The 23,976-nt window shown below is 40.9% G+C and carries 18 protein-coding genes and 3 pseudogenes; 16 read left to right on the forward strand and 5 right to left on the reverse strand.

Translation table 11 applies throughout. From position 1 onward, the window contains the following. Nucleotides 1-11: 11 nt before the first annotated feature. The 4 genes from trpA to BACCOP_RS18060 all read left to right on the forward strand — a co-directional run bounded on the left by trpA (nucleotide 12) and on the right by BACCOP_RS18060 (nucleotide 4,574). Complete coding sequence (trpA, locus tag BACCOP_RS18045) at nucleotides 12-812, forward strand: tryptophan synthase subunit alpha (RefSeq protein ID WP_007571654.1); 801 nt, start codon at nucleotides 12-14, stop codon at nucleotides 810-812. Nucleotides 813-956: 144 nt separating this feature from the next. Then, nucleotides 957-2,006 (forward strand): asparaginase, encoded by a 1,050-nt coding sequence (locus BACCOP_RS18050; protein ID WP_007571656.1) that lies wholly within the window; start codon nucleotides 957-959, stop codon nucleotides 2,004-2,006. Between the two features lie 78 nt (nucleotides 2,007-2,084). Beyond that, nucleotides 2,085-2,771: a response regulator transcription factor gene (locus BACCOP_RS18055; RefSeq protein WP_022126375.1), complete on the forward strand. Its 687-nt coding sequence runs from the start codon at nucleotides 2,085-2,087 to the stop codon at nucleotides 2,769-2,771. A gap of 15 nt (nucleotides 2,772-2,786) precedes the next feature. Then, nucleotides 2,787-4,574 (forward strand): sensor histidine kinase, encoded by a 1,788-nt coding sequence (locus BACCOP_RS18060; protein ID WP_040312241.1) that lies wholly within the window; start codon nucleotides 2,787-2,789, stop codon nucleotides 4,572-4,574. A gap of 223 nt (nucleotides 4,575-4,797) precedes the next feature. On the opposite strand, the gene BACCOP_RS18065 is transcribed toward BACCOP_RS18060, so the two are convergent. From BACCOP_RS18065 to mutY, 4 genes are all read right to left on the reverse strand, one after another. Next, nucleotides 4,798-5,424, reverse strand: coding sequence for a 4'-phosphopantetheinyl transferase superfamily protein (locus tag BACCOP_RS18065; RefSeq protein ID WP_007571662.1), 627 nt, complete (start codon nucleotides 5,422-5,424; stop codon nucleotides 4,798-4,800). 6 nt (nucleotides 5,425-5,430) lie between these two features. Continuing rightward, nucleotides 5,431-6,783 (reverse strand): gliding motility-associated protein GldE, encoded by a 1,353-nt coding sequence (gldE, locus tag BACCOP_RS18070; RefSeq protein ID WP_022126372.1) that lies wholly within the window; start codon nucleotides 6,781-6,783, stop codon nucleotides 5,431-5,433. 125 nt (nucleotides 6,784-6,908) lie between these two features. Further along, nucleotides 6,909-7,355, reverse strand: a complete 447-nt coding sequence (locus BACCOP_RS18075) for a single-stranded DNA-binding protein (RefSeq protein ID WP_007571667.1) — start codon at nucleotides 7,353-7,355, stop codon at nucleotides 6,909-6,911. Nucleotides 7,356-7,368: 13 nt separating this feature from the next. After that, nucleotides 7,369-8,427 (reverse strand): A/G-specific adenine glycosylase, encoded by a 1,059-nt coding sequence (gene mutY, locus BACCOP_RS18080; protein WP_040312246.1) that lies wholly within the window; start codon nucleotides 8,425-8,427, stop codon nucleotides 7,369-7,371. Between the two features lie 177 nt (nucleotides 8,428-8,604). Between mutY and BACCOP_RS18085 the strand changes: the two genes are divergently transcribed. From BACCOP_RS18085 to BACCOP_RS18125, 9 genes and pseudogenes are all read left to right on the forward strand, one after another. Beyond that, entirely contained in the window at nucleotides 8,605-8,880 is a 276-nt protein-coding gene (locus BACCOP_RS18085; RefSeq protein ID WP_007571669.1) for an HU family DNA-binding protein, read from the forward strand. Nucleotides 8,881-9,202: 322 nt separating this feature from the next. Next, nucleotides 9,203-10,777 carry an Rne/Rng family ribonuclease gene (locus BACCOP_RS18090; RefSeq protein WP_007571670.1) on the forward strand — a complete coding sequence of 525 codons (1,575 nt, stop codon included), beginning with the start codon at nucleotides 9,203-9,205 and terminating at the stop codon, nucleotides 10,775-10,777. Nucleotides 10,778-10,945: 168 nt separating this feature from the next. Continuing rightward, nucleotides 10,946-11,542 carry an epoxyqueuosine reductase QueH gene (locus tag BACCOP_RS18095; RefSeq protein WP_007571671.1) on the forward strand — a complete coding sequence of 199 codons (597 nt, stop codon included), beginning with the start codon at nucleotides 10,946-10,948 and terminating at the stop codon, nucleotides 11,540-11,542. A gap of 147 nt (nucleotides 11,543-11,689) precedes the next feature. Then, nucleotides 11,690-12,130, forward strand: a complete 441-nt coding sequence (locus BACCOP_RS18100) for a MarR family winged helix-turn-helix transcriptional regulator (protein ID WP_007571672.1) — start codon at nucleotides 11,690-11,692, stop codon at nucleotides 12,128-12,130. Then, a pseudogene (locus BACCOP_RS18105) lies at nucleotides 12,111-13,426 on the forward strand (TolC family protein). The gene BACCOP_RS18100 and the pseudogene BACCOP_RS18105 overlap by 20 nt, the downstream one beginning before the upstream one ends. 24 nt (nucleotides 13,427-13,450) lie before the next feature. After that, nucleotides 13,451-14,518: pseudogene (locus BACCOP_RS18110) on the forward strand (HlyD family secretion protein). Then, entirely contained in the window at nucleotides 14,515-16,119 is a 1,605-nt protein-coding gene (locus BACCOP_RS18115) for an MFS transporter (protein WP_007571681.1), read from the forward strand. The pseudogene BACCOP_RS18110 and the gene BACCOP_RS18115 overlap by 4 nt, the downstream one beginning before the upstream one ends. A 77-nt stretch (nucleotides 16,120-16,196) precedes the next feature. Next, nucleotides 16,197-16,970, forward strand: a complete 774-nt coding sequence (locus tag BACCOP_RS18120; RefSeq protein ID WP_227994796.1) for an alpha/beta hydrolase — start codon at nucleotides 16,197-16,199, stop codon at nucleotides 16,968-16,970. Nucleotides 16,971-17,425: 455 nt separating this feature from the next. Then, nucleotides 17,426-18,556, forward strand: coding sequence for an ISAs1 family transposase (locus BACCOP_RS18125; protein WP_007565353.1), 1,131 nt, complete (start codon nucleotides 17,426-17,428; stop codon nucleotides 18,554-18,556). A gap of 97 nt (nucleotides 18,557-18,653) precedes the next feature. Here the strand turns inward: BACCOP_RS18125 and BACCOP_RS18130 are convergent, their stop codons facing one another. After that, the gene (locus BACCOP_RS18130) at nucleotides 18,654-19,859 is read right to left on the reverse strand and encodes a C1 family peptidase (RefSeq protein WP_007571687.1); all 1,206 of its coding nucleotides are present in this window, start codon (nucleotides 19,857-19,859) and stop codon (nucleotides 18,654-18,656) included. A gap of 243 nt (nucleotides 19,860-20,102) precedes the next feature. Between BACCOP_RS18130 and BACCOP_RS18135 the strand changes: the two genes are divergently transcribed. From BACCOP_RS18135 to BACCOP_RS21485, 3 genes and pseudogenes are all read left to right on the forward strand, one after another. Next, on the forward strand, nucleotides 20,103-22,541 hold the full coding sequence (locus tag BACCOP_RS18135) for an FAD-dependent oxidoreductase (protein WP_007571689.1): 2,439 nt from the start codon (nucleotides 20,103-20,105) through the stop codon (nucleotides 22,539-22,541). A gap of 4 nt (nucleotides 22,542-22,545) precedes the next feature. Further along, nucleotides 22,546-22,920, forward strand: a complete 375-nt coding sequence (locus tag BACCOP_RS18140) for a MarR family winged helix-turn-helix transcriptional regulator (RefSeq protein WP_007571691.1) — start codon at nucleotides 22,546-22,548, stop codon at nucleotides 22,918-22,920. A 304-nt stretch (nucleotides 22,921-23,224) separates the two neighbouring features. Further along, nucleotides 23,225-23,857, forward strand: a pseudogene (locus BACCOP_RS21485) (hypothetical protein); the annotation flags it as partial. Between the last annotated feature and the right edge of the window lie 119 nt (nucleotides 23,858-23,976).

Here is a 23,976-nt window from a genome sequence, read left to right on the forward strand (position 1 = left end):
AACATATCACTATGAACCGTATTAATGAATTATTTAGTAGAAAACGCCACGATATCCTTTCTTTATATTTCTGTGCCGGAAGTCCTACACTGGAAGGAACAGCAACAGTAATCAAAACTCTGGAACAAAAGGGAATTGACATGATAGAAATAGGTATTCCGTTCAGTGATCCCATGGCAGACGGAGTCGTCATTCAGAATGCAGCTACCCAGGCTTTACGAAATGGAATGACTTTAAGAAAACTCTTCGACCAACTGAAAGAAATTCGTCAGGAAGTAAGTATTCCACTTATTCTTATGGGCTACCTGAACCCCATCATGCAATATGGTTTCGATAACTTCTGTAGAAGTTGTCAAAATTGTGGCATAGACGGCGTAATCATTCCCGACCTGCCATTTAAAGATTATGTAGAAGAATTCCGCCCTATAGCAGAACGGTATGATTTGCGCATCATCATGCTCATTACTCCCGAAACCAGTGAAGCACGGGTACGAAAAATAGACCAGCACACTGATGGGTTCATCTACATGGTTTCTTCCGCTGCTACAACCGGAGTTCAAACCAATTTCGATGAAGAAAGGCAAGCATATTTCTGCCGTATCGAGAATATGCAGCTACGTAATCCACGCATGGTAGGTTTCGGCATATCGAACAAACAAACCTACAAAACAGCTGCTTCACACGCCTCCGGATGTATTATAGGAAGTAAATTTATTACTCTTCTCGACGAAGAACATGGTAATGCAGACCGAGCAACCGAACGTTTGATGCACTTATTAGGACGACAAAATTATAAGACATCAAACCCCTAAAATGATAAAAGTGAAACCATGAAAAGGGATAATTAATTGATTTATCACATAAAAACAATCATTTTGTTGTTTTCTTTCCCCAATTGTTGCATGGTTAGAACTCTTTTTACTATCTTTGTGACAAATTAAGCAATATACACTAACATGATAAAGCCAGATTATCCTTCCGTTTTGCTAATCTATACCGGAGGTACGATTGGAATGATTGAAAATCCGGAAACAGGAGCACTGGAAGCCTTCAATTTTGACCAACTTCAAGAAAACGTTCCGGAACTAAAACGTTTTAATTATCGTATATCCTCTTATCAGTTCAACCCTCCTATTGACTCTTCCGATATGGAACCGGCTTTGTGGAGCAAATTAGTAAAAATCATTCATTACAATTACGATAATTTCGACGGCTTTGTCATTCTGCACGGAACGGATACTATGGCTTACACGGCATCGGCACTGAGCTTCATGCTGGAAAACTTGAGCAAACCTGTTATTCTGACCGGAAGTCAGTTGCCTATCGGAGTGTTACGTACTGACGGTAAGGAAAACCTGATCACTTCCATTGAAATAGCAGCTGCCAAGTATCCGGACGGACGGGCAATAGTTCCTGAAGTGTGTATTTTCTTCGAAAATCTTCTGCTGCGAGGAAATCGTACAACCAAAATCAATGCAGAAAACTTCAATGCATTCCGTTCGTACAACTATCCCCCACTGGCTACAGCAGGTATACATATCAAGTATGAATACGACCGTATCCGGAAAGCAGACTTGAATCTTCCGATGCATCCTCATTATGTATTCGATACAAATGTGCTTATTCTCACCATATTCCCCGGCATCCAAGAAAATGTAGTAAGTAATGTTTTCCGTATACCGGGATTAAAAGCAGTGGTACTGAAAACATATGGTTCGGGAAATGCTCCGCAAAAACCTTGGTTTATCCGCTTGTTGAAAGAAGCTACCCAACGAGGCATTGTCATCGTAAACATTTCACAGTGTCCTGCAGGTATGGTAGAAATGGCACGTTATGAAACCGGCCTTCATCTTTTAGATGCAGGTGTCATCAGTGGATTTGATGCTACTGTAGAAAGTGTCCTAACCAAGCTAATGTTCCTGTTCGGACATAACCTGACCCCAAAAGAAGTACGGAACGAAATGAACCGTTCCATTGCCGGAGAATTTACGCGTCCTGAATTGTAATATTTTTGTAATACCTATTTCATCGTGGCGAAACAAAAAAGCATCACTTTTGCAGCAACTAATTATAACAAAAGCACTATGAACGATTATCGTATTCTTGTTGTAGACGATGAAGAAGACCTTTGCGAGATTCTGAAGTTCAATCTTGAGATGGAAGGGTATACGGTAGATACAGCTTATTCTGCCGAAGAAGCATTGAAACTAGACATCACACAATACAATTTGTTGCTGCTAGATGTGATGATGGGAGAAATATCTGGTTTCAAAATGGCGCGCATGTTGAAAGCTAATAAGGATACAGCCGAAATTCCTATTATTTTCATTACCGCAAAAGATACTGAAAACGATACAATCACAGGATTTAACCTGGGAGCAGATGACTATATCTCGAAACCATTCTCATTGCGTGAGGTAATCATGCGTGTGAAAGCGGTATTACGCCGCACGGCAGGTGTACAGATAAAAGAAGAAGAACAGCTTCAATACAAGGGGCTCGTTATAAATATACCTCAGAAGAAAGTCACGATAGACGGAGAGGAAACTTCGTTGACTAAAAAAGAATTTGAAATATTATTGCTGCTGCTACAAAATCAGGGACGAGTATTTTCACGCGAAGATATTCTGGCAAAAGTATGGAATGACGAAGTGTATGTACTCGATCGTACCATAGACGTAAATATCACCCGTTTACGCAAAAAGATAGGCAGCTACGGCAAATACATAGTAACCCGTTTAGGATATGGTTACTGTTTCGAATGTGAATAATTCTATAAAACTATCATGACTAAACTTTCATATCGTTTATTACCATTCAACAAACGGCTTTTTCTTTCAGTCATCACTTTGTTTCTCGCTTTTGCTGTCTGCTTTATGCTGTTTCAGTATCAGCGCGAAAAGTCATACAAAAGTGAACTGCTGAATACACAGTTGCAGAACTATAATGCGCAATTATATGATTTTATCAGCGAAAACGATAATTTCAGCGTAGATACTTTGCAACACTATGTTACTACGCATATGATTCCTAACCTGCGGGTAACACTTATCACTTCCAAAGGTGAAGTGCTTTACGACAATACCCAAAAAGATATCAGACAGTTTAAGAATCATAGCTCGCGCAAAGAAGTACAAGATGCCCTGATGTACGGCAGTGGATATTCTATCAGCCGTTACTCAGAAAGTCTGAACGGAGAAGAATTTTTTTATTCGGCACGTTATTATCCGGCCAAACAAATAATAATACGCTCAGCCCTTCCTTACAATGTAAGTCTGAGCGAACATCTGCGTGCTGATTCCGGATTCATCTGGTTTACTATTATCATCAGTTTGATACTGATGTCTATCTTCTATCGTTTTACTCATAAACTGGGAACTTCTATCACCCAGTTGCAGCAATTTGCATTAAAGGCTGACCGAAACGAACCGATAGATCTTGATATTCTGGAATCATTCCCAAAGAATGAACTTGGAGAAATATCACAACATATCATCAAGATATACAAACGACTGCATCGGGCTAAGGAAGCACTGTATATCGAACGTGAAAAACTGATATCGCATTTACAGACATCACACGAGGGATTGGGAGTATTTACCCGCGAACGAAACGAAATTCTGGTAAATAACCTGCTTACTCAATATGCAAATACGATATCCGACCATAACCTGACTTCTACCGAAGAAGTTTTCTCCATTCCGGAACTGGCTCCTATCACGGATTTCCTGAACCGAAACGAAGGAAATTTTCATAAGGAAGAAAAAAGATTTTCACTGCATATCGACAAAAACGCACGTTCGTTCTCAGTAGAATGTATTATTTTTCAGGATCACGCCTTCGAAATTTCCATCATAGACGTGACGCAGGAAGAAGAACAGGCTCGACTGAAACGCCAGCTTACACAAAACATCGCTCATGAGCTGAAAACTCCAGTGAGCAGTATACAGGGATATCTGGAAACAATTTTGAATAACCCTAACATTACACCAGCTACCATGCATACGTTCTTGGAACGAAGTTACGCACAGAGTAACCGCTTGACTATACTTTTACGGGATATTTCTGTACTAACACGTATGGATGAAGCTCCACATCTGGTAGAAATAGAAACAGTCAACCTGAGCAAGTTGATAGAAAACATGTTGAATGAAGTAGCATTGGGATTGGAAGAAAAACAAATAAAAGTTGTAAACAAACTTCCTTTCAACCTGATACTGACCGGAAACAACTCGCTGATTTATTCTATTTTCCGTAACCTGATGGATAATGCTATTGCTTATGCCGGTACGAACATAACAGTTACAATCAACTGCTTCCGTGAAGATGAAAAATTTTATTATTTCAGCTTTTCCGATACGGGAGTTGGAGTTCCGGAAGAACATCTGAACCGTTTGTTCGAACGCTTCTACCGAGTAGACAAGGGACGTTCAAGAAAACTGGGAGGAACCGGACTGGGACTTGCCATCGTTAAAAATGCCGTCTTGTTCCACGGAGGAACTATCTTCGCCAAGAACAATCCTCATGGTGGACTTGAGTTCGTCTTTACTCTACAAAAAAACAAAGAGGCGTAAAAACAAAGAGGCGTAAAAACAAAGAAAACATATCAATCTATATTTAAAAAAGCTAAGGCTGCTTTCAACTGATTATCATACAGTTAAAAGCAGCCTTATTTTTTATCCAAAACTTCAGCATATCTTCATCAAAACTTCTCGATATTTTTCTAAAAATCGTACAAATGTCAGAGAAATTTGTACGAAAAATTACTGAAACTTCCTGACATATATATCATAAGAATTAACGATCCAGCACACACCAGGTGCAAACAAAATCAGGGGAAGCTATATAATGTATATCAAAATGAATTTGTGAAGAAGTTCGCAACTCGTGCCCCTCACATCTGCCGTCCGTCTGAAGCTGGAATGGAACAATACGAAGATGCTCCAGAAAATCAACTCCTTGTTCATCGAGCAACTTATACATGGTTTCTTTTGCCGACCACTGGACAAGCAGATAAGCTGTATCGGATGAATGGCGAAGTTCGCCCGGATACATAAACCGACCGGCAACTTTCCGAACACGATTGGAAATATACTCGATATCAACTCCTACTTCGTATGTAGCATGGAGCCCAACAGCAACATATCCTCGCGTATGAGAGATTGTAATATGAAAACTTCCGTCGGTCAAAAATGGCTTTCCTGAAGAATAATGAGAAATATGTTTTTCTTCTCCACAAACAGCACGAAGTAATACCCGCACAGCAAGATATTCCAACTGGCGTGCCTCCGACTTCAACTGCGACAATTCTTCATCGTATGGCAAAGAAGCAACCAGCATTTTTCTCAACTCTTCGGCAGTTTCCTCAACGCGCCAGATAGCGAATAAAGCTCCGTTTTCAATCCACTTTTTAAGAAGAGGCATAGATGATCAATCTTTCTTTTCCTTACTTGTATTCATTCCTACAGTGACTTTCACCTTTACTATACGACGAACATCCATTTCGAGGATTTCAAAACGGTAACGGTCATAATTTATTACTTCATGCAGAACGGGAAACTCTCCTTTCAACTCCAGCAACAGTCCAGCCAATGTATCGGCATCTCCAGCTACTGCTTCAAAATCATCCGGATTGATTTCTGCCAGTTTATAGAAGTCGGAAAGCAAAGTCTTTCCTTCAAAGATATATACGTTCTCCGAAATCTTCACATAGGTACGTTCTTCTTCATCGTACTCATCGTTTATCTCACCCACGATTTCTTCGATAATATCTTCCATCGTCACAATGCCCGATGTTCCTCCAAATTCATCTACCACGATGGCAATATGAATTTTGTTGGCCTGAAAATCGCGAAGCAAATCGTCTATCATCTTCGTTTCAGGGACAAAAAACGCCGGACGTATCAAATTCTGCCATTTAAAGTCGGCTCCTTTATCCAAATAAGGGAGCAAGTCTTTGATATATAAAACACCTTTAATGTTATCGCGCGACTCTTCATATACGGGTATTCTGGAATAAGCATTTTCCACGATGCATTTTATAACCTCCGGAAAGGGAGTGTTTATTTCCAGATCTACAATATCAAGTCTTGAAGTCATGACTTCTTCTGCTGTTTCCTCACCAAAACGAATAATGCCTTTCAGCATATTGCTTTCTTCGGATATTTCATTCTTGTCGGTCAGCTCTAAAGCCTGCGACAGTTCATCGACCGAGAGATTGGGAACCTTACGTTTTTTGGTAAGCTTGTTTATCAAAAAAGTGGAATGTACCAGCAAATTCGACACGGGCTTAAAAACAGAACGCAACAGATAAACAACCGGTGCTGCTTTACGGCAAAATTTCAACGTATTTTGTGCAGAATATATTTTCGGCATGATTTCCCCGAAAAGCAACAACAGAAAAGTAAGCACAACCGTTATGAGCAAAAACTCAAGTAACTGAGCATCGCCAAAATCTATCACGCTGGCAAAAAAGAAATTGCACAACATGATTATTGTTACATTGACAAAGTTATTCGAAATAAGAATGGTAGCAAGCAAACGTTCCGAATCATCAAGCAAAGCTCTAATGCGTGAATCAGAAGGATGCTCATTTTCATCCACCTTACTCAGATCGGAAGGGGACAACGAAAAAAAAGCGATTTCGGATGCCGAAACAAAACCAGAAGCATACAATAATAGAATTGCAAGAATCAATGCAATTATAGCCCCCATAGAAGGGGGAACGACGGTCACTCCGTCACATAAATCCTGTAAGTAGGATATACACGAGTCAGGGTCCAAGGAATAAATATTTAGTTAAACATCAATTTTCTTTTTTCTCTTTCGCCGCAAGTCTGTACTGTCTGAAATATCTTATACAAGTAATATACCAGACTATGCCGCTTACGGAGAAAGAGCATTCGGCTTTAGAACGGCAAATCATCGGAAGCGTCAGCCGTTTGTACCGCTTGTGCCGATGAAGGCTGCTGAGGAGCGACACCCGGCTGCATTGGCTGTTGTGCCGTGCCAGCCTGAGTTGTACGCGGAGTAAGCATCTCCATATTATCGGCAAAAATCTCTACAATATAACGCTTGATTCCGTTCTGATCGTCATAAGAACGAGAACGGATTTTTCCTTCAATATACAGTTTGTCACCTTTATGAACATATTTTTCTGCTGTTTCGGCAAGGCCACGCCACAAGACAATATTGTGCCATTCTGTACGCTCCGGAACTTGTGTACCGTTCGCCAATGTATAAGCACGGTCTGTCGTAGCCAAGGGGAATGTTGCCACCGCTACACCATTATCCAAATAACGTACATCGGGATCCTTTCCCACATTGCCTATCAACTGAACTTTATTTAATGACATAATTTACTTTCTTTTAAATATTTGGCTTCAAAATTAGAGAAAAAAAACGAGAAGTCAAGCGCGATACGGGAAATTTATGTAAGTCGTCAATCAAAACTCTCTGATATTCTTTTCCCAGCATACTTATTTCAGACAATACAACTTCATAACAATCAGCATAGATAATCCGATGCGACAGCACATGCTTCACTCCTTCTGCCACCAACCTGATATTATCTATCTGACACCCTCCAAACAAACGTTCAAACTCCGGAATCTGAAGAATATGTTGCCCGTCAAGTGGAGCCTCTGTTTCTATCAAAGGAAATTCATACAGATTATGCCAGATGTCGCCTGCCCCGCGCTTATATATATAGGTATAAGCCCCTGCACGTACATAGAAATAATGAAAATAGCGATTAGAAACTTTTGTTTTATGCTTCTTGCAAGGTAACTCATCTACTATGCCTTTCTGCAAAGCCACACAACTGTCAGACAAAGGACAAAATAAACACGAAGGTGAAGACGGCACACACTGAAGTGCTCCAAAATCCATAATAGCCTGATTATACAATGCAGGCTGTGCTTTATCCAGCAGTTCATCAGCCAGCTCCGCAAATAGTTTTTTACCGGAATTTGTATCAATCGGCTCTTCTACTCCCATCCAACGCGATATCACTCTATACACATTGCCATCGACAACGGCACAAGGCATATCATAGGCAAAGGAACAAATAGCCGCTGCGGTATAATCGCCTACTCCTTTCATTTTCCTGACTCCTGCATATGTATCAGGGAATGCGCCCTCCCGGGCAATCGAACGAGCAGCCTCATGCAAGTTTCTGGCACGGGAATAATAACCCAGCCCCTGCCAATATTTCATCACCTCATCTTCATCAGCATCTGCCAAGGTCTGGAAATCGGGAAAACGTTCTATAAACCGGCAGTAGTAGTCATATCCTTGCGCTACCCGCGTTTGTTGCAGAATAATTTCAGATATCCATATTTTATAAGGATTTTTCGTATTTCTCCAAGGCAAATCACGTTTATTCTCTTTATACCAATTTATAATCTTGTCGCTCAGCAAACTCATCCAAAATGTTTTTTCAATATTTATACCAGTCAAATTTTCAGCAAAAATAAAGGTTTTAGCAAAGCACAAGCCACTTTTTATAAAATTTGTTCGAAAGAAATTTTTCTGAGAACGAGAAAAGCTATATATTTGCAATCCAAAAAATTAAGATAACGTATAACAATAATTATTAGCGAAATGACTAAAGCAGATATTGTAAACGAAATTGCTAGAAACACAGGTATTGACAAGGCAACAGTCCTGACCACACTTGAAGCGTTTATGGATTCAGTAAAAGAATCGTTGTCAAACGATGAAAACGTATACCTTCGTGGTTTCGGTAGTTTCATTGTGAAGAAAAGAGCGCAGAAGACTGCCCGTAACATTTCAAAGAATACAACTATTATTATTCCGGAGCACAATATTCCGGCATTTAAGCCAGCTAAAACATTTACTCTTTCAGTAAAGAAATAAATTAACATTAGTATTAACCCTATAAATTTTTAAAAGTATGCCTAGCGGAAAGAAAAGAAAAAGACATAAAATGTCTACACACAAACGTAAAAAAAGACTAAGAAAGAACAGACATAAAAGCAAAAAATAATTGTTAGTCTGTCCGACTTCAATAAAGAACAAACTTGTAAAGCTCCTACTAGTCTTTCAGGTTTGTTCTTTGTGTATGTGATAATACAGACTTTACAGACAAGTTTCCAATCTAAACTATTCATCTTACCGAAACATGTTACGTCTGTATATTTCGAAAAGCATTATTAACATTCTAAAAACTAAGTAACAAGTGACAAGCGAATTAGTAGTAGATGTACAGCCTAAAGAAATCTCTATTGCGCTCTTGGAAGACAAGAACCTGGTAGAGTTCCAGAAAGAAGAACGAAATCTGTCTTTCTCGGTTGGCAATATGTACGTAGGCAAGATACGCAAGCTCATGCCTGGACTGAATGCCTGTTTTGTGGATGTAGGTTTCGAAAAAGACGCTTTCCTTCACTACTTAGACCTCGGACCTCAATTTAATTCTTACCAAAAGTATCTGAAGCAGGTCATCAGCGACAGAAAAAAACTTTATCCAATGTCGAAAGCATCGATACTGCCCGACATTGATAAGGATGGAACCATTTCGAACGTTTTACAGCAGGGACAGGAAGTCATCGTACAAATCGTAAAAGAACCTATCTCAACCAAAGGACCGCGACTGACATGTGAACTATCTTTCGCCGGACGATACCTTGTCCTGATTCCGTTCAACGATAAAGTTTCTGTTTCCCAGAAAATCAAATCAAGCGAAGAACGCGCACGCTTAAAGCAATTATTGCAAAGCATCAAACCGAAAAACTTCGGAGTAATAGTACGTACCGTAGCAGAAGGAAAGCGTGTTGCAGAACTGGATGCAGAACTGAAAGTATTACTGAAGCATTGGGAAGATACCATCTCAAAAGTACAAAAGGCAACCAAACTGCCTTCATTGGTATACGAGGAAACAAGCCGCACGGTAGCCATGCTGCGCGACTTATTCAACCCTTCGTATGAAAATATTTATGTAAACGATGAAAGCGTTTACAATGAAGTAAAAGATTATGTAACGCTCATTGCTCCCGAACGTTCGGGAATCGTGAAGCTTTACAAAGGACAACTTCCCATTTTCGACAATTTTGCAATAACCAAGCAAATCAAATCTTCGTTCGGTAAAACGGTTTCATACAAAAGCGGAGCTTATCTTATTATAGAACATACAGAAGCTTTGCATGTGGTAGATGTAAACAGTGGCAACCGGTCCAAATCCGGCAACGGTCAGGAAGCCAATGCGTTGGACGTAAATTTAGGTGCAGCAGACGAACTTGCCCGACAACTCCGCCTGAGAGATATGGGAGGTATCATCGTTGTCGATTTCATTGATATGAATCTTGCCGAGAACCGACAAAAACTATATGAACGCATGTGCCAAAACATGCAGAAAGACCGAGCAAAACACAACATATTGCCACTCAGCAAATTCGGATTAATGCAGATTACCCGTCAGAGAGTTCGTCCTGCCATGGACGTCAATACCGATGAAGACTGTCCGACGTGTTTTGGAAAAGGGAAAATAAAGCCCTCCATATTATTTACAGATACATTGGAAAGTAAAATTGACTACCTGGTCAATAAACTGAAGGTCAAGAAATTTACATTACATATCCATCCCTATGTTGCCGCTTACATCAATCAAGGAATAGTTTCCTTAAAACGTAAATGGCAAATGAAATTCGGATTTGGTATAAAGATAATACCTAATCAAAGCCTCGCTTTCCTGGAATATAAATTCTATGATATGCATGGCGATGAACTTGACATGAAAGAAGAGTTCGAAATAAAATAACTCTGATACAAGAAAGGGAAAAATAAATATCCTAAGAAGTGCGGACGGATGCCTTACCATAAAGGGTGTCCGTCCGTTTTTATCCGGAACAGAGCAAAATCATTTTCCACTCACACACAAAAAGATTATTTTTGCATATAGAATCATCTAAATCTCCAATTTGAGCGTATGAAAAAAAAGAAATTCACACTGGAAGTTCCAGGAAATGCAAAAGAAATATTGCTTCACACATGTTGTGCCCCCTGCTCGTCAGCTATCATCGAATGCCTGATGCAACATGACATACGCCCTACCATTTACTATTGCAATCCAAACATCTATCCACTAGAAGAATATAACATTCGCAAAAATGAATGTTCGCGTTATGCACAGTCGTTAGGACTGGATATCATCGATGCAGATTACAATCACGAGGCATGGCGATGCACGGTTCAAGGACTCGAAGGAGAGCCAGAACGGGGCGGACGCTGTCTGCAATGTTTCAAAATGCGGTTACTCGATACAGCACGATATGCTCACGAAAATGGATTTTCTGTAATTACTACCACGCTCGCTTCTTCACATTGGAAAAGCTTAGAGCAGATTAATCAGGCAGGAAGATATGCAGTAGAAAATTATCCGGACGTCATCTGGTGGGATCAGAACTGGAGAAAAGGAGGATTAAGCGAACGGCGTATTGCTATAATAAAAGAATATGGATTTTACAACCAGCAATATTGCGGATGCGAATTTAGCATGCGCAAAGAGGAATCCCCCTCTCTATAACATCTCGATAATCAAAAAAGCATAACTCACTCATAATAAGCAGCTTTTCTACATATACTCCAATCATGCGCAATGAATAATTAGTCAAATATTTGACTAACAAGACTAAAATTCGTACTTTTGCAGTTCAAAAGTAAAAAGATAATCATGAGAGAAGGAGGAGAGTTTAGAGAGTTAATGCTGCAGGTATTCCGCACTCGCATGTCTTTCCGTAGAGCCATGCAACGAACTTTAAAAAGGAATAATGCAGGAATCACATTCGAAATGCTACAAATATTAAGTAGCCTGTGGCACGAGCAAGGTATCACCCAGCAAGTTTTAGCAGAACGAACAGCCAAAGACAAAGCATGCCTGACTAATCTGATGAATAACCTGGAAAAAAAAGGATACGTATGTCGTAAAGAAGATCCCGCAGACCGGCGTAGCAAATTGGTTTACCTTACAAAAGAAGGCGAAGAATTCCGTAATCAGATTCGGCCCATATTGGATCAAGTATATGTAAATGCAGAACAAATAATAGGGCTTGATAGCATCAGAACCATGATGTCCGAATTAAAATCCGTATATGATGTACTCGAAAATATATAAATACTTACTTGTCTTTCTACTTTCAGGAAGTTATTGTAAAAGCATAGCTTCTCCAGCTGATTCATTGTTTCTTACCGTGGATGAGCTGTTCCGTCTAGGTGTGGAAAACAGTTTGAAACTCCAGGCGGACAAAGTACAGGAATCAATGGCACACGAGCAGGGAAAGACAGCACGTACTTCACTGTTACCCGACTTACAGATAGAGCTTAACGGAGGTGTTATAGGACAACCCGTTGTTTTCCAGCATGGCTTATCAGACGCAACCTATCCAGATACTCCCGACTGGTCACAAAATTATGCCATAAATTTTACTCAACCTTTATATCAAGGAGGTAAGATACGATATGCTATACATAAAGCAGATCTGAAAAAGAGATAGCCTCTCTTCAGACCGTAACAGACCGTGCTGATATAAAGCTCAATCTCTTGGAGGAATATATGAGCTTGTTTAGTTTATTCCGCCAGCACGACGTATTAACCCGAAACATTGAAGAATCAGAACGTCGGCTGAAAGATATCAAGCAGATGAAAAAGGAGGGACCCATAACAAATAATGATGTACTTCGAAGCGAAATGCAACTTACTAACGACCGCCTTTCACTTACAGAAACAGAAAATAGTATCGCACTTGTATCTCAACAACTGGATATCTTACCAGGAATTAACGAAAACTGCTTGTTATTGCCAGATACAGCCTTGCTCTACCGTTCTATTGCCCTTGAAAAATACGATGACTACGTAGCACAAGCTTGTATGAATGATCCGGGAATATTACTGTTACGCAAGCAAACGGAAGTAGCACAAAACGATGTCCGTCTGGCAAAAGCTGAATACCTGCCAAACATATCGCTTTATGCAGCCAATACACTGGCACGTCCTATCTCGAGAACAATGGCCGACATGTATAATAATAATTGGAACATAGGCTTGTCTGTATCATACCCTCTTTCGTCATTAGACAAAAACAACCATAAGACTAAAGAAAGTTAACTTGTGGTAAGACTTAGCCAGAACATCGAAGAACAAAGGGTGCAGCAAATCAAAGTTAATGTACGTACGGCCTACCTTCGTCATCATGAAGCACTGCAACAGGTAGAAGCATTAAAACTCTCTGTCAAACAGGCAGAAGAAAACTATCGTATCATGCAAAACCGCTATCTGAACCAGCTGGCTATACTGACAGATTTACTGGATGCTAACTCTGTCCGTCTGAATGCAGAACTTCAGCTCACTTCAGCCCGTACCCGGGTTATTTATACTTATTATCAACTGGAACGCGCCTGCGGACGCTTGTAATTCACAAACTTAATCCCAAGCACTATGTCTGAACTAGAAATTAAACAGAAAAAACTAAAGAAACTGCGTATTCGCAATTTCACTTTGAATACCATCTGTATCATCCTGGCTTGTTCGGGATTATGGTGGACTGCCACTTATTTCTGGCGGTACATAAATTATGAAGTAACAAACGACGCTTTTGTCGATCAATACGTCATACCCTTGAATATCCGCGCAACAGGATATATCAAAGAAGTTCGCTTTAAGGAACATCAATTTGTCCATCAAGGAGATACCCTGTTAGTTCTCGACAACCGTGAGTATCAAATAAAGGTAAAAGAAGCAGAAGCTTCCCTACTCGACGCTCAAGGTTCGAAGGATGCACTCCACTCAGGCATCGAAACCTCACATACAAACATTGCCGTACAGGAAGCAAACATTGCCGAGGCAAAAGCCAAATTATGACAACTGGAACAGGACTATCATCGCTTCGAACGGTTACTTAAAGAGGAATCTGTACCCGAACAGCAATACGAACAAGCCAAAGCTGCTTACGACGCAGCACAAGCACGCTATCAGGCTTTACTCGAACAAAAACGTGTAGCATTGTCACAATATTCGGAAGCAAGCAAAAAGAATACCAGCGCTGAAGCAGCTATCCTCCGCAAAGAAGCCGACTTAGACTTAGCACGCCTGAATCTCTCGTATACTGTTGTGACTGCTCCTTACGATGGATATATGGGGCGACGTACCTTGGAGCCCTGACAGTTTGTAAAGGCAGGACAAACCATTTCGTACCTGGTACGCAGCAAAGATAAATGGATTACTGCAAACTATAAGGAAACGCAGATTGTAAACATTTACATCGGACAACCGGTACGTATTAAAGTAGACGCTTTGCCAGGAAAAGTGTTTGAAGGAAAAGTTACAGCTATATCAGAAGCAACCGGCTCAAAATATCCGCTTGTTCCTACAGATAATTCTGCCGGCAACTTTGTAAAGGTACAACAACGTATTCCAGTCCGTATCGATATTATCAATATCAGTGAAGAAGATGCACAGCACCTGCGTGCCGGAATGATGGTAGAAACAGAAGCATTACGCAAATGACAAATATGAGAGAACTGGGATTACCCGTACGTAAGTGGGTTCCCAACTGGCTGGCATTGATAAGTATTTTCATTATTATTCTTCCTATAACGATGCTCAACGGTTCGTATACAGGAAGTATGCTTGAGGTATCCAGCACACTAGGTACCAATACAGAAGATATAACAATGGGATATTACGCTGCTTCGGCAGGCATGGCAATAGCCTATCCCATCGTACCGAAAGTCCTGTCTGCTTTCTCAGTCAAGTTTCTTTTGCTCGCCGATCTGGCTTTGCAATTTATATTAAGCTGGATATGCGCCCGCTCGCAAAGTGCGGATATTCTGATTGTTGCCAGTTTTGCCATAGGCTTTCTGAAAGGATTCCTCATGCTTTGGTTTATCCGACATGCACAAAAGATATTCAGTCCGAAAAATGTCCGTAGCGAATTCTACTCATACTTCTATCCATTAGTATATGGAAGTGGCCAGATATCTATGGTGCTCACAGCAGAACTTGCCTATCATTACAACTGGAAGTACATGTATTATTTTATGATGCTTCTGTTGTTATTGGCTATATTGCTGGTAATAGTCTGCTATCGCCACAACCGCCCGTTACAGAAAATTCCCATAGAAGAATTGCATCTGCGGGAGATGTTCGTAATCGCTATCGGTCTGCTGATGCTGATGTATGTCATCAATTACGGAAAAATACTCGACTGGATGTCATCCTACAAAATCTGCGCTTACATTGCCATAGCACCGATTCTGATAGCTTTTTTTGTCTGGATGCAATATCATTCCGAAACTCCTTATGTCAATCTGGCTCCCTTATATCAACCTAAAGCTATAGTTGGCTATTTTTACATGATGCTCATCATGTTTTTCAGTACATCAACCACATTACTGACGAACTACATGACATCTATTCTAAAAGTAGACAGTACACACTCTTATGTACTTTATATCTGGCTTTTACCCGGATATATACTAGGAGCATTCATCTGTTTCTGGTGGTTCAGATGGCAACGCTGGCGTTTCCGTTTTTTCATTGCTGGAGGTATGGCATGCTTCGCTATTTTCTTCGGCATCCTTTATTTCGGTATTTCGCCTGAAAGTACATACGAAATGTTGTTCTTTCCCATCTTCCTGCGTGGATTGGGTATGCTGGCTCTGATTATAGCCTTCGCTCTGTTTGCCGTAGAAGACTTGAATCCGAAGTTCCTGCTTTCGAATGCTTTCTTTCTGATAATATTCCGTTCTGTACTAGCTCCTATCATAGCTACATCTTTTTACAGTAATACGCTATACAGGCTACAGCAAAAATACATGCACTCTTTATCCGAGACCATAACGATGGCTGATCCTCTGGCTGCCTCGAAATTCTCACAATCGCTTACAAGCGGCCTGGCTCAGGGACACGAATATAGTGAAGCTACCCAACTGGCAACAACCTCGCTCTATACTACTTTGCAGCAACAGAGTCTGCTGCTGGCATTAAAAGAGATACTGGGGTGGCTATTTATCATTACTCTGATAATCGCCATTATTTCACGTTTTATACCTTTCCATAAAACAATTAGAGTTACCTTTGCCAAAACAGGAGATGATATGGTATAACAAAAAACAAAATAAAAATGACTATCAAAAGAATTATAGTATGCAGCTTGGGGATTTTATCATTTGCCCTCAATACGATGGCTGCACGTATCGATACATTATCGGTAGAAAGTCCTAAAATGAAAAAAGAGATTAAAGTAGCAGTCATTGTGCCCGATCAAGCTTTAGAAGGGAAAAAATGCCCTACCCTATATCTGCTGCACGGATATGGAGGCAACTCACTTACCTGGTTGGGAATTAAGCCAGAACTTCCTCAAATGGCAGATCGGGATGGAATTATCGTAGTATGTCCGGACGGAAAAAACAGCTGGTACTGGGACAGCCCTACCCATGCCGACAGCCAATATGAAACATTCGTTTCCTCTGAACTGGTAAAGTATATAGATACACATTATTCAACAATAAAGGACCGGAAAGGAAGAGCTGTAACAGGACTTAGCATGGGTGGTCATGGAGGTATGTGGCTTTCTATTCGTCATAAAGATGTTTTTGGTGCAGGAGGCAGTACCAGTGGTGGTGTAGACATTCGTCCGTTTCCTCACGAATGGAAAATGAAAGAACAACTTGGAGAGCTATCCAAAAACCGTCAACGATGGGATGAGCACACTGTAATGACACAGCTGGATAAAATTCAAAATGGTGATCTGGCATTAATTATCGATTGCGGCACAGGAGATTTCTTCCTGGAAGTCAACCAGAAATTTCATGAAGAATTGGAAAAACGAGGTATTTTCCACGATTTTATCATCCGTCCCGGGAAACATAGCAGCACCTATTGGAATAATTCAATAGACTATCAATGGCTGTTTTTCAAAAAATTCTTTGACGGATATCGAAACAATGGTGAATGATATCAAAACAATAAAATGAAATGAGGCTACCTTAAAAGAGTAGCCTCATTTCATTTTATCCAAACTCAAACAGAAGCATAATATTCATGCTCTCAACACTTCTATTTAAGAGATTTCTTTTGTCTGTATTTTACTATGGATTCAACCGGAAATCCGTTTTATTTAATTCCCAGCCACGGCTCTTTCATTTAAAACAACCTCTATAATCCTTGTTATTCTCCGAAAAACCATTATTTTTGCGCACAGCGATGCAGGAAGCACCGCTTCCGGTGTTTCTTTTTATCGTTCATATAAAATTATTTTTTGTAGGCGGAAATCAAATGCGACAGAGGTCGTTTTTTGATTTCCGCCTTAATTTTCGCTATGCGAAAATAAGATTTATTTTGCTGATATGCAACATTTTGCATATCTAATATATAAAAAAGAAACATGCATTCTGCCGTCGTGGCAGCATAATGAAACATCTGAAAGAATTTGTGAAATCAGTGCCGGATTACCGCAGGACAGACAAGGGAAACTACAAATACAAGCTGGAAGATATTCTTCTCCTTGTAATACTCGGACGGCTGGGCAAGTGTATGACAAGACCGGATATAATCAGATTCGGCGAGCGTAATCTGAAACGCTTCCGCTCTTTAGGAATTTTGTTGGACGGTGTGCCTTCTGAACCTACGCTCTGCCGTATATTCAAACATATTGATGATGAAGCCATGTCTGAGCGGATGTCTGAATTTACCTCCACCTTCCATGATGAGCTTGTCGGTTGTGCCGGAGACATCCTCTGTATTGACGGCAAGGCAATGAGAGGGACGGTACTTGAAAACGGACGCACCCCCGACATCGTATCCGCCTATTCCCTTGAAGGAGGTTTCACCCTTGCCACGGACATGTGTGAAGAAAAAAGCAACGAGATAACTTCCGTACCCAAACTGTTGGACAAGGTGGATGTGTCAGGATGCATAGTTACGGCAGACGCCATGTCCTTCCAGAAAGCCATCATAGATAAAATCCGGGAAAAAGGCGGTGATTTCCTTATCGAGCTGAAGGCAAACCAGAGAACTCTGCGATATGGGGTTGAGGACAATGTCGAACTTGCAGAGCCTGTGGATGTATATTCGGAAGGCCCTTTTCTTGAACATGGCAGAATAGAGACCAGAGTATGCCGTATCTTTCGTGGAAATGACCTGATTACGGACAGGAAAAAGTGGAATGGAAATCTGACGGTTGTCGAAATACGGACTGCAACGGAGAGAAAATCTGATGGTCAGAAATCTTCCGAGAGGAGGTTCTATGTCTCCAGTTTTCACGGAAGTGCCAGGCGGCTGAGTACAATAGCCAGAATGCATTGGGCAATAGAAAGCATGCACTGGGACCTTGACCGCAACCTGAGGCAGGACTTCATCAGGCGGAATAGTGCAAGGTCCGCCAGAAACCTTGACACGATACAGAGGATAGTACTGGCAATACTTTCTATATGGAAAGGTAAAAGGAAAAAGCTCTCCGACAAGGCTAAGGGAACGGCCGAACTTATTAGAGAACTTTCTTTGGACTTTACCGCAATGATACATATGCTGGATCAAAAATGAGATAATTTGTAATTTCAGAGGATTCGTAACGTTTTGGGTATCAATCATAACAAAATCCCTACTTCCCATAAGAAGTGGGTGGGGGAATTATGTGCCTTTATCTAAGCTTAAATGAAAGAGCCGTGATTCCCAGCTTATTCTTCAATTCTTTGGGAAGTGAATCCTTGTGCATCATCACAAAAATAGTCTTGGCACGTACATAACTTTCCGACATATTCAGATAACCTCCCAATTTATTACTGTCGGCAGCCCAAGAGTTTTTGGTAATATAATATTTTGTTCCGTTCTGATCTTTAGCAATACCAGTAAGATGCATCAGATGATCATCGGTTGTGGCAAACGATTCATATCCCTGCTGACGGATTTCCGGAGTTACATTCACTTCCGGGTAAGGATGCTTAAACTGGAACACCTCTGCCAGACGATCACGCTTTGTCATCTGTCCCCAACGAGCACGGTCACTGTCTTTATATTCGTCTACATCATCTACCTCCGGATTAATGGCTACTCCATTCGAGAAAGAAAAGCCTCGTTCGCTTACATCACCGTCCCAGCACACAGTATAACCATTGGTCAGCGCATGGTCGGTAGCTTCTATCAGCTCATCCAGCGGCAAATTATACATACGGTCGTGCTCCCAGTTATCGGGAATCTCAATCTCAAACGGCTCATAATACGGTTTGTGAGTAAAACTTGTCAGCATCACATAATCATCCGTACAAATGCCCAAACTTTCAGCAAAACTTTTAGGGGTATATTCCTTTCCTTTATAAGTAAACTTCTCAGGTACTTTTCCTAAATAAATATCAAACAAACTATTTATCAGCTGCTCATACTGAGGAGATGACTTTTTCATGTTAACTGCCTCTTTGGCTATAGCTGTCATATACTCCACCATTTCCGAATGGTTATGTAATTTTGAGTCGTAATTAATACCCGTATAAACTTCTTCCGGTACAATGCCGACCTGATTGAATGCCGTAATCCAGCTTGTAGTAATGCTTCCCTGACCGATATTCCCCTTGCCCTGACGCAAGAAATTATCTTTCAGCTGATTCATATATTTCTGACGTACGATAAACATCTCCGACAAATCATATTCACCCTTGCCCTGGCGCAGCAGTTCTGCTTCTACAAAAGAGGTTGTGGCAAAGCACCAGCATGTACCGGTAGAAGCCTGGTCTTTCACCGGAGTGACTTTTTGGTTAACTACTGTTTCGAACTTATATCCTTCATTGTTTTCTGCCCAAAGTGAAGCCGAAGCAAGTAACAGGACAGACAGTGTGTAATGTATTGGTTTCATCTGTATGTTTTTATATATAAAAGTTTTATGTGTCAAAAATAAACAAAAAATACGTCTTGTACAGCAAATCCAACTCATATTCTACAATTTTCCCTCTACTTTCAGCTCATGAAAGCCACAACATGTTAATAACAATTAAAGACGAAAATATTTTCCAATGAAAAATTTATCCATAAAGAATAAATTATTTTCTTTGCAAAATGTTTCCATTAGAAAATAATAACAACATAAAAGAATATACATATGAAGTACATTATCATCGGAGGAGTAGCCGGAGGTGCAACTGCCGCTGCACGTATCCGCCGTAATACAGAGAAAGCTGAAATCATTTTATTCGAAAAAGGTGAATATATCTCGTATGCCAACTGTGGCTTACCTTACTATATAGGAGGAGTCATCTCAGACCGTGAGCGATTGTTCGTACAGACTCCCGAGTCGTTTGGCAAGCGTTTCAACATCGATGTACGTACCCGTTCGGAAGTAACGGCTATCGATGTAAAGAAAAAGGAAGTAACAGTCCGTACTGCCGGAAAGACATATACCGAATCCTACGATAAGCTCTTGCTCTCACCGGGAGCATCGCCTGTACGTCCGCCCCTGCCGGGTATTGAAACTGAAGGTATATTCACTTTGAGGAACGTAAATGACACCGACCATATCAAGAGTTACATGCAGCAGAAAGCTGTAAAACACGCAGTTATCGTAGGTGGTGGATTCATAGGTCTGGAAATGGCTGAAAACCTCCATCACAGTGGTATCGAAGTATCGGTAGTAGAAATGGCTAATCAGGTAATGGGACCTATCGACTATTCAATGGCCTCACTAGTACACGAGCATCTGCAACAAAAAGGTGTCCGACTATATTTGGAACAGGCTGTAGAATCATTCGAGAAAACAGCAGAAGGAATAACCGTCAACTTCAAATCGGGCATCAAAGTAAATGCCGAAATGGTACTGCTTTCTATTGGTGTTCGCGCAGAAACCCGTCTGGCAACCGAAGCCGGATTAAAAATAGGTGAAATGCGAGGAATCTATGTAAACGAATACTTGCAGACATCCGACGAGTCGGTTTATGCCGTAGGCGATGCTATAGAATATCCGCACCCCATCACTCACAAACCTTGGCTGAATTTCCTTGCAGGACCAGCTAACCGCCAGGCACGTATCGTGGCAGACAATATGATATTTGGTAACAAGATAAAATATGAAGGTTCTATCGGTACAGCCATTGCTAAAGTATTCGACCTGACCGTTGCCTCAACCGGACTTCCGGCCAAGCGTCTGAAACAGATGGATATACCTTACTTGTCGGCAACGATCCATTCTAATTCACATGCCGGATATTATCCGGGAGCATCTATGCTGGACATAAAAATCACCTTCTCACCCACCGACGGCAAACTGTACGGAGCACAAATTGTCGGTTACGATGGAGTAGACAAACGTATTGATGAATATGCACTGACCATCAAACGAAACGGAACGGTATACGACCTGACAGAACTGGAACATGCCTATGCGCCTCCTTTCTCATCGGCCAAAGATCCTGTTGCATTGTCGGGTTATGTAGCTGGTAATATCCTAAGTGGAAAAATGACTCCGCTGTACTGGCGTGAACTTCAGCAAACTGATTTAAGTAAAGTCACACTGGTAGACGTACGCACCACCGATGAATACAGCCTGGGCAAAATTCCAGGAGCCATCAATGTACCACTCGACGAACTACGTGAACGCATGAGCGATATCCCGACCAACAAGCCAGTCTATGTATATTGTGGTGTAGGATTACGAGGATACCTGGCCTCTTGTATACTGAAAGACAACAGTTATCAGGATGTACGTAACCTTATCGGAGGAATCAAAACCTACAAAGCTGCTACTACTCCTGTCTGCCTGCCAGAACAGCCATCGTCTTCTTGTCACACTACAGCATCTTGCTGCCAACCTGCAACAGAAAAAGTTATAAAAGTAGATGCCTGTGGTATTCAGTGTCCCGGCCCGATTATGAAACTGAAGAAAAGCATGGAAACCCTGAATCCGGGTGAACGTCTTGAAATACATGCTACCGATGCCGGTTTTCCACGCGACGCAAAAGCATGGTGCAAAAGTACAGGTAACCATTTTCTGGAGAAATCATCAGCAAACGGAACATACCGCGTACTGATTGAAAAAGCATCTTCTTGCGAAAAAGCTATCAAGGAAATCACAACCGAAGAAGGAAAAACATTCATTCTGTTCAGCGATGACCTTGACAAAACTTTAGCTACCTTTGTGCTGGCTAATGGAGCTGCTGCTACAGGAAAGAAAGTTACTATATTCTTCACATTCTGGGGACTGAACGCTATCAAAAAGGTACATAAGCCACAAGTTAAGAAAGACATTTTCGGAAAAATGTTTGGCATGATGCTTCCTTCCAACTCATTAAAGCTGAAGCTTTCAAAAATGAACATGGGAGGTATCGGAACCCGCATGATGCGCTACATCATGCAACGCAAGGGCATCGACTCTTTGGAATCTCTTCGCCAGCAAGCTATTGACAACGGAGTAGAATTTATAGCCTGCCAGATGTCAATGGATGTTATGGGAGTTAAAAAAGAAGAATTGCTGGATAATGTGACCATAGGAGGTGTAGCTACTTACATGGAACGAGCAGAACAGGCCAATGTAAATTTATTTATTTAAACCCATGGAAAAAATAAAATGTATATGCATCATGAGAGAGCTGCTCAAAGCTCTCTCTGAACTGGAAACTCAACTTATAAATACATATGGTATCTCACTGAACGAAGCTATGGTACTGTGTAGCATCGGCAAAGAAACCGTCACGGCCGGAACGATTGTAGAACGCACGGGCATGACTCCTTCACATGCATCGAAGACCATCAGCCTGATAGAAAAAAAAGAAATGGTTACCAGACATCTGGGCAGACAAGACAAACGTCAGATGTATTTCACATTGACCGAAAAAGGTAAAAACTGTCTGGAAGAAATAAAAAAACAAGGAGTAGATATCCCTGAATTACTGCGACCATTATTCAGCACTTATGATGAGGTAAAATAAAAAAGGAAGCCTATTCCCGATACATAAAATACGTTCTTCAAGAAGGAATCAAATAATATTTATCGTAATACGCTGACAATACTTCGGTAAATTTTTACCGAAAAATTAAAAGTTAAACAATAAAACCGGCAAAAGTCGGTTCGGAAACACTAAAGAGGTCATTGAAATGTTGTCTAAAACGAATGGTTAAGCATGAAGAAATGTGCTGAAAAAAATGTGCTAACCTGCTGATAATAAAGGTAAAAAAGTATTGCATAATTCGCTGGTTTTTTAGTAAATTAGAAGTCTCTCAACTCTTCTGATTATGACTAAAGAAACACTCCTTATGCAATACCAATCCGAGTGCCTGTCGGCTCTCAAATCAGTAGCGAATATACAAAAACCTTTTGAAAAAACGTTCATGGACACCATGAAATTATTCATGGCCATCCCGGATCGTATAAACTTCCTCCAATTGGGCAGATATGGCTGTTTCTCAGAACAGACTTATCGTAACCTTTTTGAGCATGAAACTTTCGACTGGTTTGCGTTCAACGGCTCTATCATCAGCAAGCATCTCACAGGCAAAAGAAAAGCCATCGCCATCGATCCTTCCTATATTCCCAAATCAGGCAAGAAGACACCTTGGATAGGTTACTTCTGGTCTGGTTGTGCAGGAGAATACAAGCGTGGACTGGAAATCATGGGCATCGGTTGTCATTGACATCGACAATCCTGAATGCATGACTTTAGGTTCCATTCAGACGCCGGATTGTAAGACCTTGTCTAAAAAGGACAAGAGCCTCATAGTATGTCACAGCACCTCTCTTATCATTAGATCTTATAAGCTAAAGAGTCTGTTCTGAATGGCTGTTTGCAGACTGCATTCTTTTTCCATGGAACATTCAAACACCTATGTTGACACGATGTCCATGTCATCAGCCGCTTTCGGAATGACGAATCCTGTATATCGACATGAAGCAGAATATCGGAATACCGTGGTCTCTCAGTGGCTTGACGACAGGAATGACCTTAGCCAATCTGGATTAGACCAGGTTTCATGGAAAAACTAGGTCG

The organism is Phocaeicola coprocola DSM 17136, assembly GCF_000154845.1.
Classification (GTDB): domain Bacteria; phylum Bacteroidota; class Bacteroidia; order Bacteroidales; family Bacteroidaceae; genus Phocaeicola; species Phocaeicola coprocola.

Excerpts from the sequence above, each read along its gene's own strand:
- trpA (WP_007571654.1), top strand. The coding sequence starts at position 12 with ATGAACCGTATTAATGAATTATTTAGTAGAAAACGCCACGATATCCTT.
- BACCOP_RS18050 (WP_007571656.1), top strand. The coding sequence starts at position 957 with ATGATAAAGCCAGATTATCCTTCCGTTTTGCTAATCTATACCGGAGGT.
- BACCOP_RS18055 (WP_022126375.1), top strand. The coding sequence starts at position 2,085 with ATGAACGATTATCGTATTCTTGTTGTAGACGATGAAGAAGACCTTTGC.
- BACCOP_RS18060 (WP_040312241.1), top strand. The coding sequence starts at position 2,787 with ATGACTAAACTTTCATATCGTTTATTACCATTCAACAAACGGCTTTTT.
- BACCOP_RS18065 (WP_007571662.1), bottom strand. The coding sequence starts at position 5,424 with ATGCCTCTTCTTAAAAAGTGGATTGAAAACGGAGCTTTATTCGCTATC.
- BACCOP_RS18075 (WP_007571667.1), bottom strand. The coding sequence starts at position 7,355 with ATGTCATTAAATAAAGTTCAGTTGATAGGCAATGTGGGAAAGGATCCC.
- mutY (WP_040312246.1), bottom strand. The coding sequence starts at position 8,427 with ATGAGTTTGCTGAGCGACAAGATTATAAATTGGTATAAAGAGAATAAA.
- BACCOP_RS18085 (WP_007571669.1), top strand. The coding sequence starts at position 8,605 with ATGACTAAAGCAGATATTGTAAACGAAATTGCTAGAAACACAGGTATT.
- BACCOP_RS18095 (WP_007571671.1), top strand. The coding sequence starts at position 10,946 with ATGAAAAAAAAGAAATTCACACTGGAAGTTCCAGGAAATGCAAAAGAA.
- BACCOP_RS18100 (WP_007571672.1), top strand. The coding sequence starts at position 11,690 with ATGAGAGAAGGAGGAGAGTTTAGAGAGTTAATGCTGCAGGTATTCCGC.
- BACCOP_RS18115 (WP_007571681.1), top strand. The coding sequence starts at position 14,515 with ATGACAAATATGAGAGAACTGGGATTACCCGTACGTAAGTGGGTTCCC.
- BACCOP_RS18120 (WP_227994796.1), top strand. The coding sequence starts at position 16,197 with ATGGCTGCACGTATCGATACATTATCGGTAGAAAGTCCTAAAATGAAA.
- BACCOP_RS18125 (WP_007565353.1), top strand. The coding sequence starts at position 17,426 with ATGAAACATCTGAAAGAATTTGTGAAATCAGTGCCGGATTACCGCAGG.
- BACCOP_RS18130 (WP_007571687.1), bottom strand. The coding sequence starts at position 19,859 with ATGAAACCAATACATTACACACTGTCTGTCCTGTTACTTGCTTCGGCT.
- BACCOP_RS18135 (WP_007571689.1), top strand. The coding sequence starts at position 20,103 with ATGAAGTACATTATCATCGGAGGAGTAGCCGGAGGTGCAACTGCCGCT.
- BACCOP_RS18140 (WP_007571691.1), top strand. The coding sequence starts at position 22,546 with ATGGAAAAAATAAAATGTATATGCATCATGAGAGAGCTGCTCAAAGCT.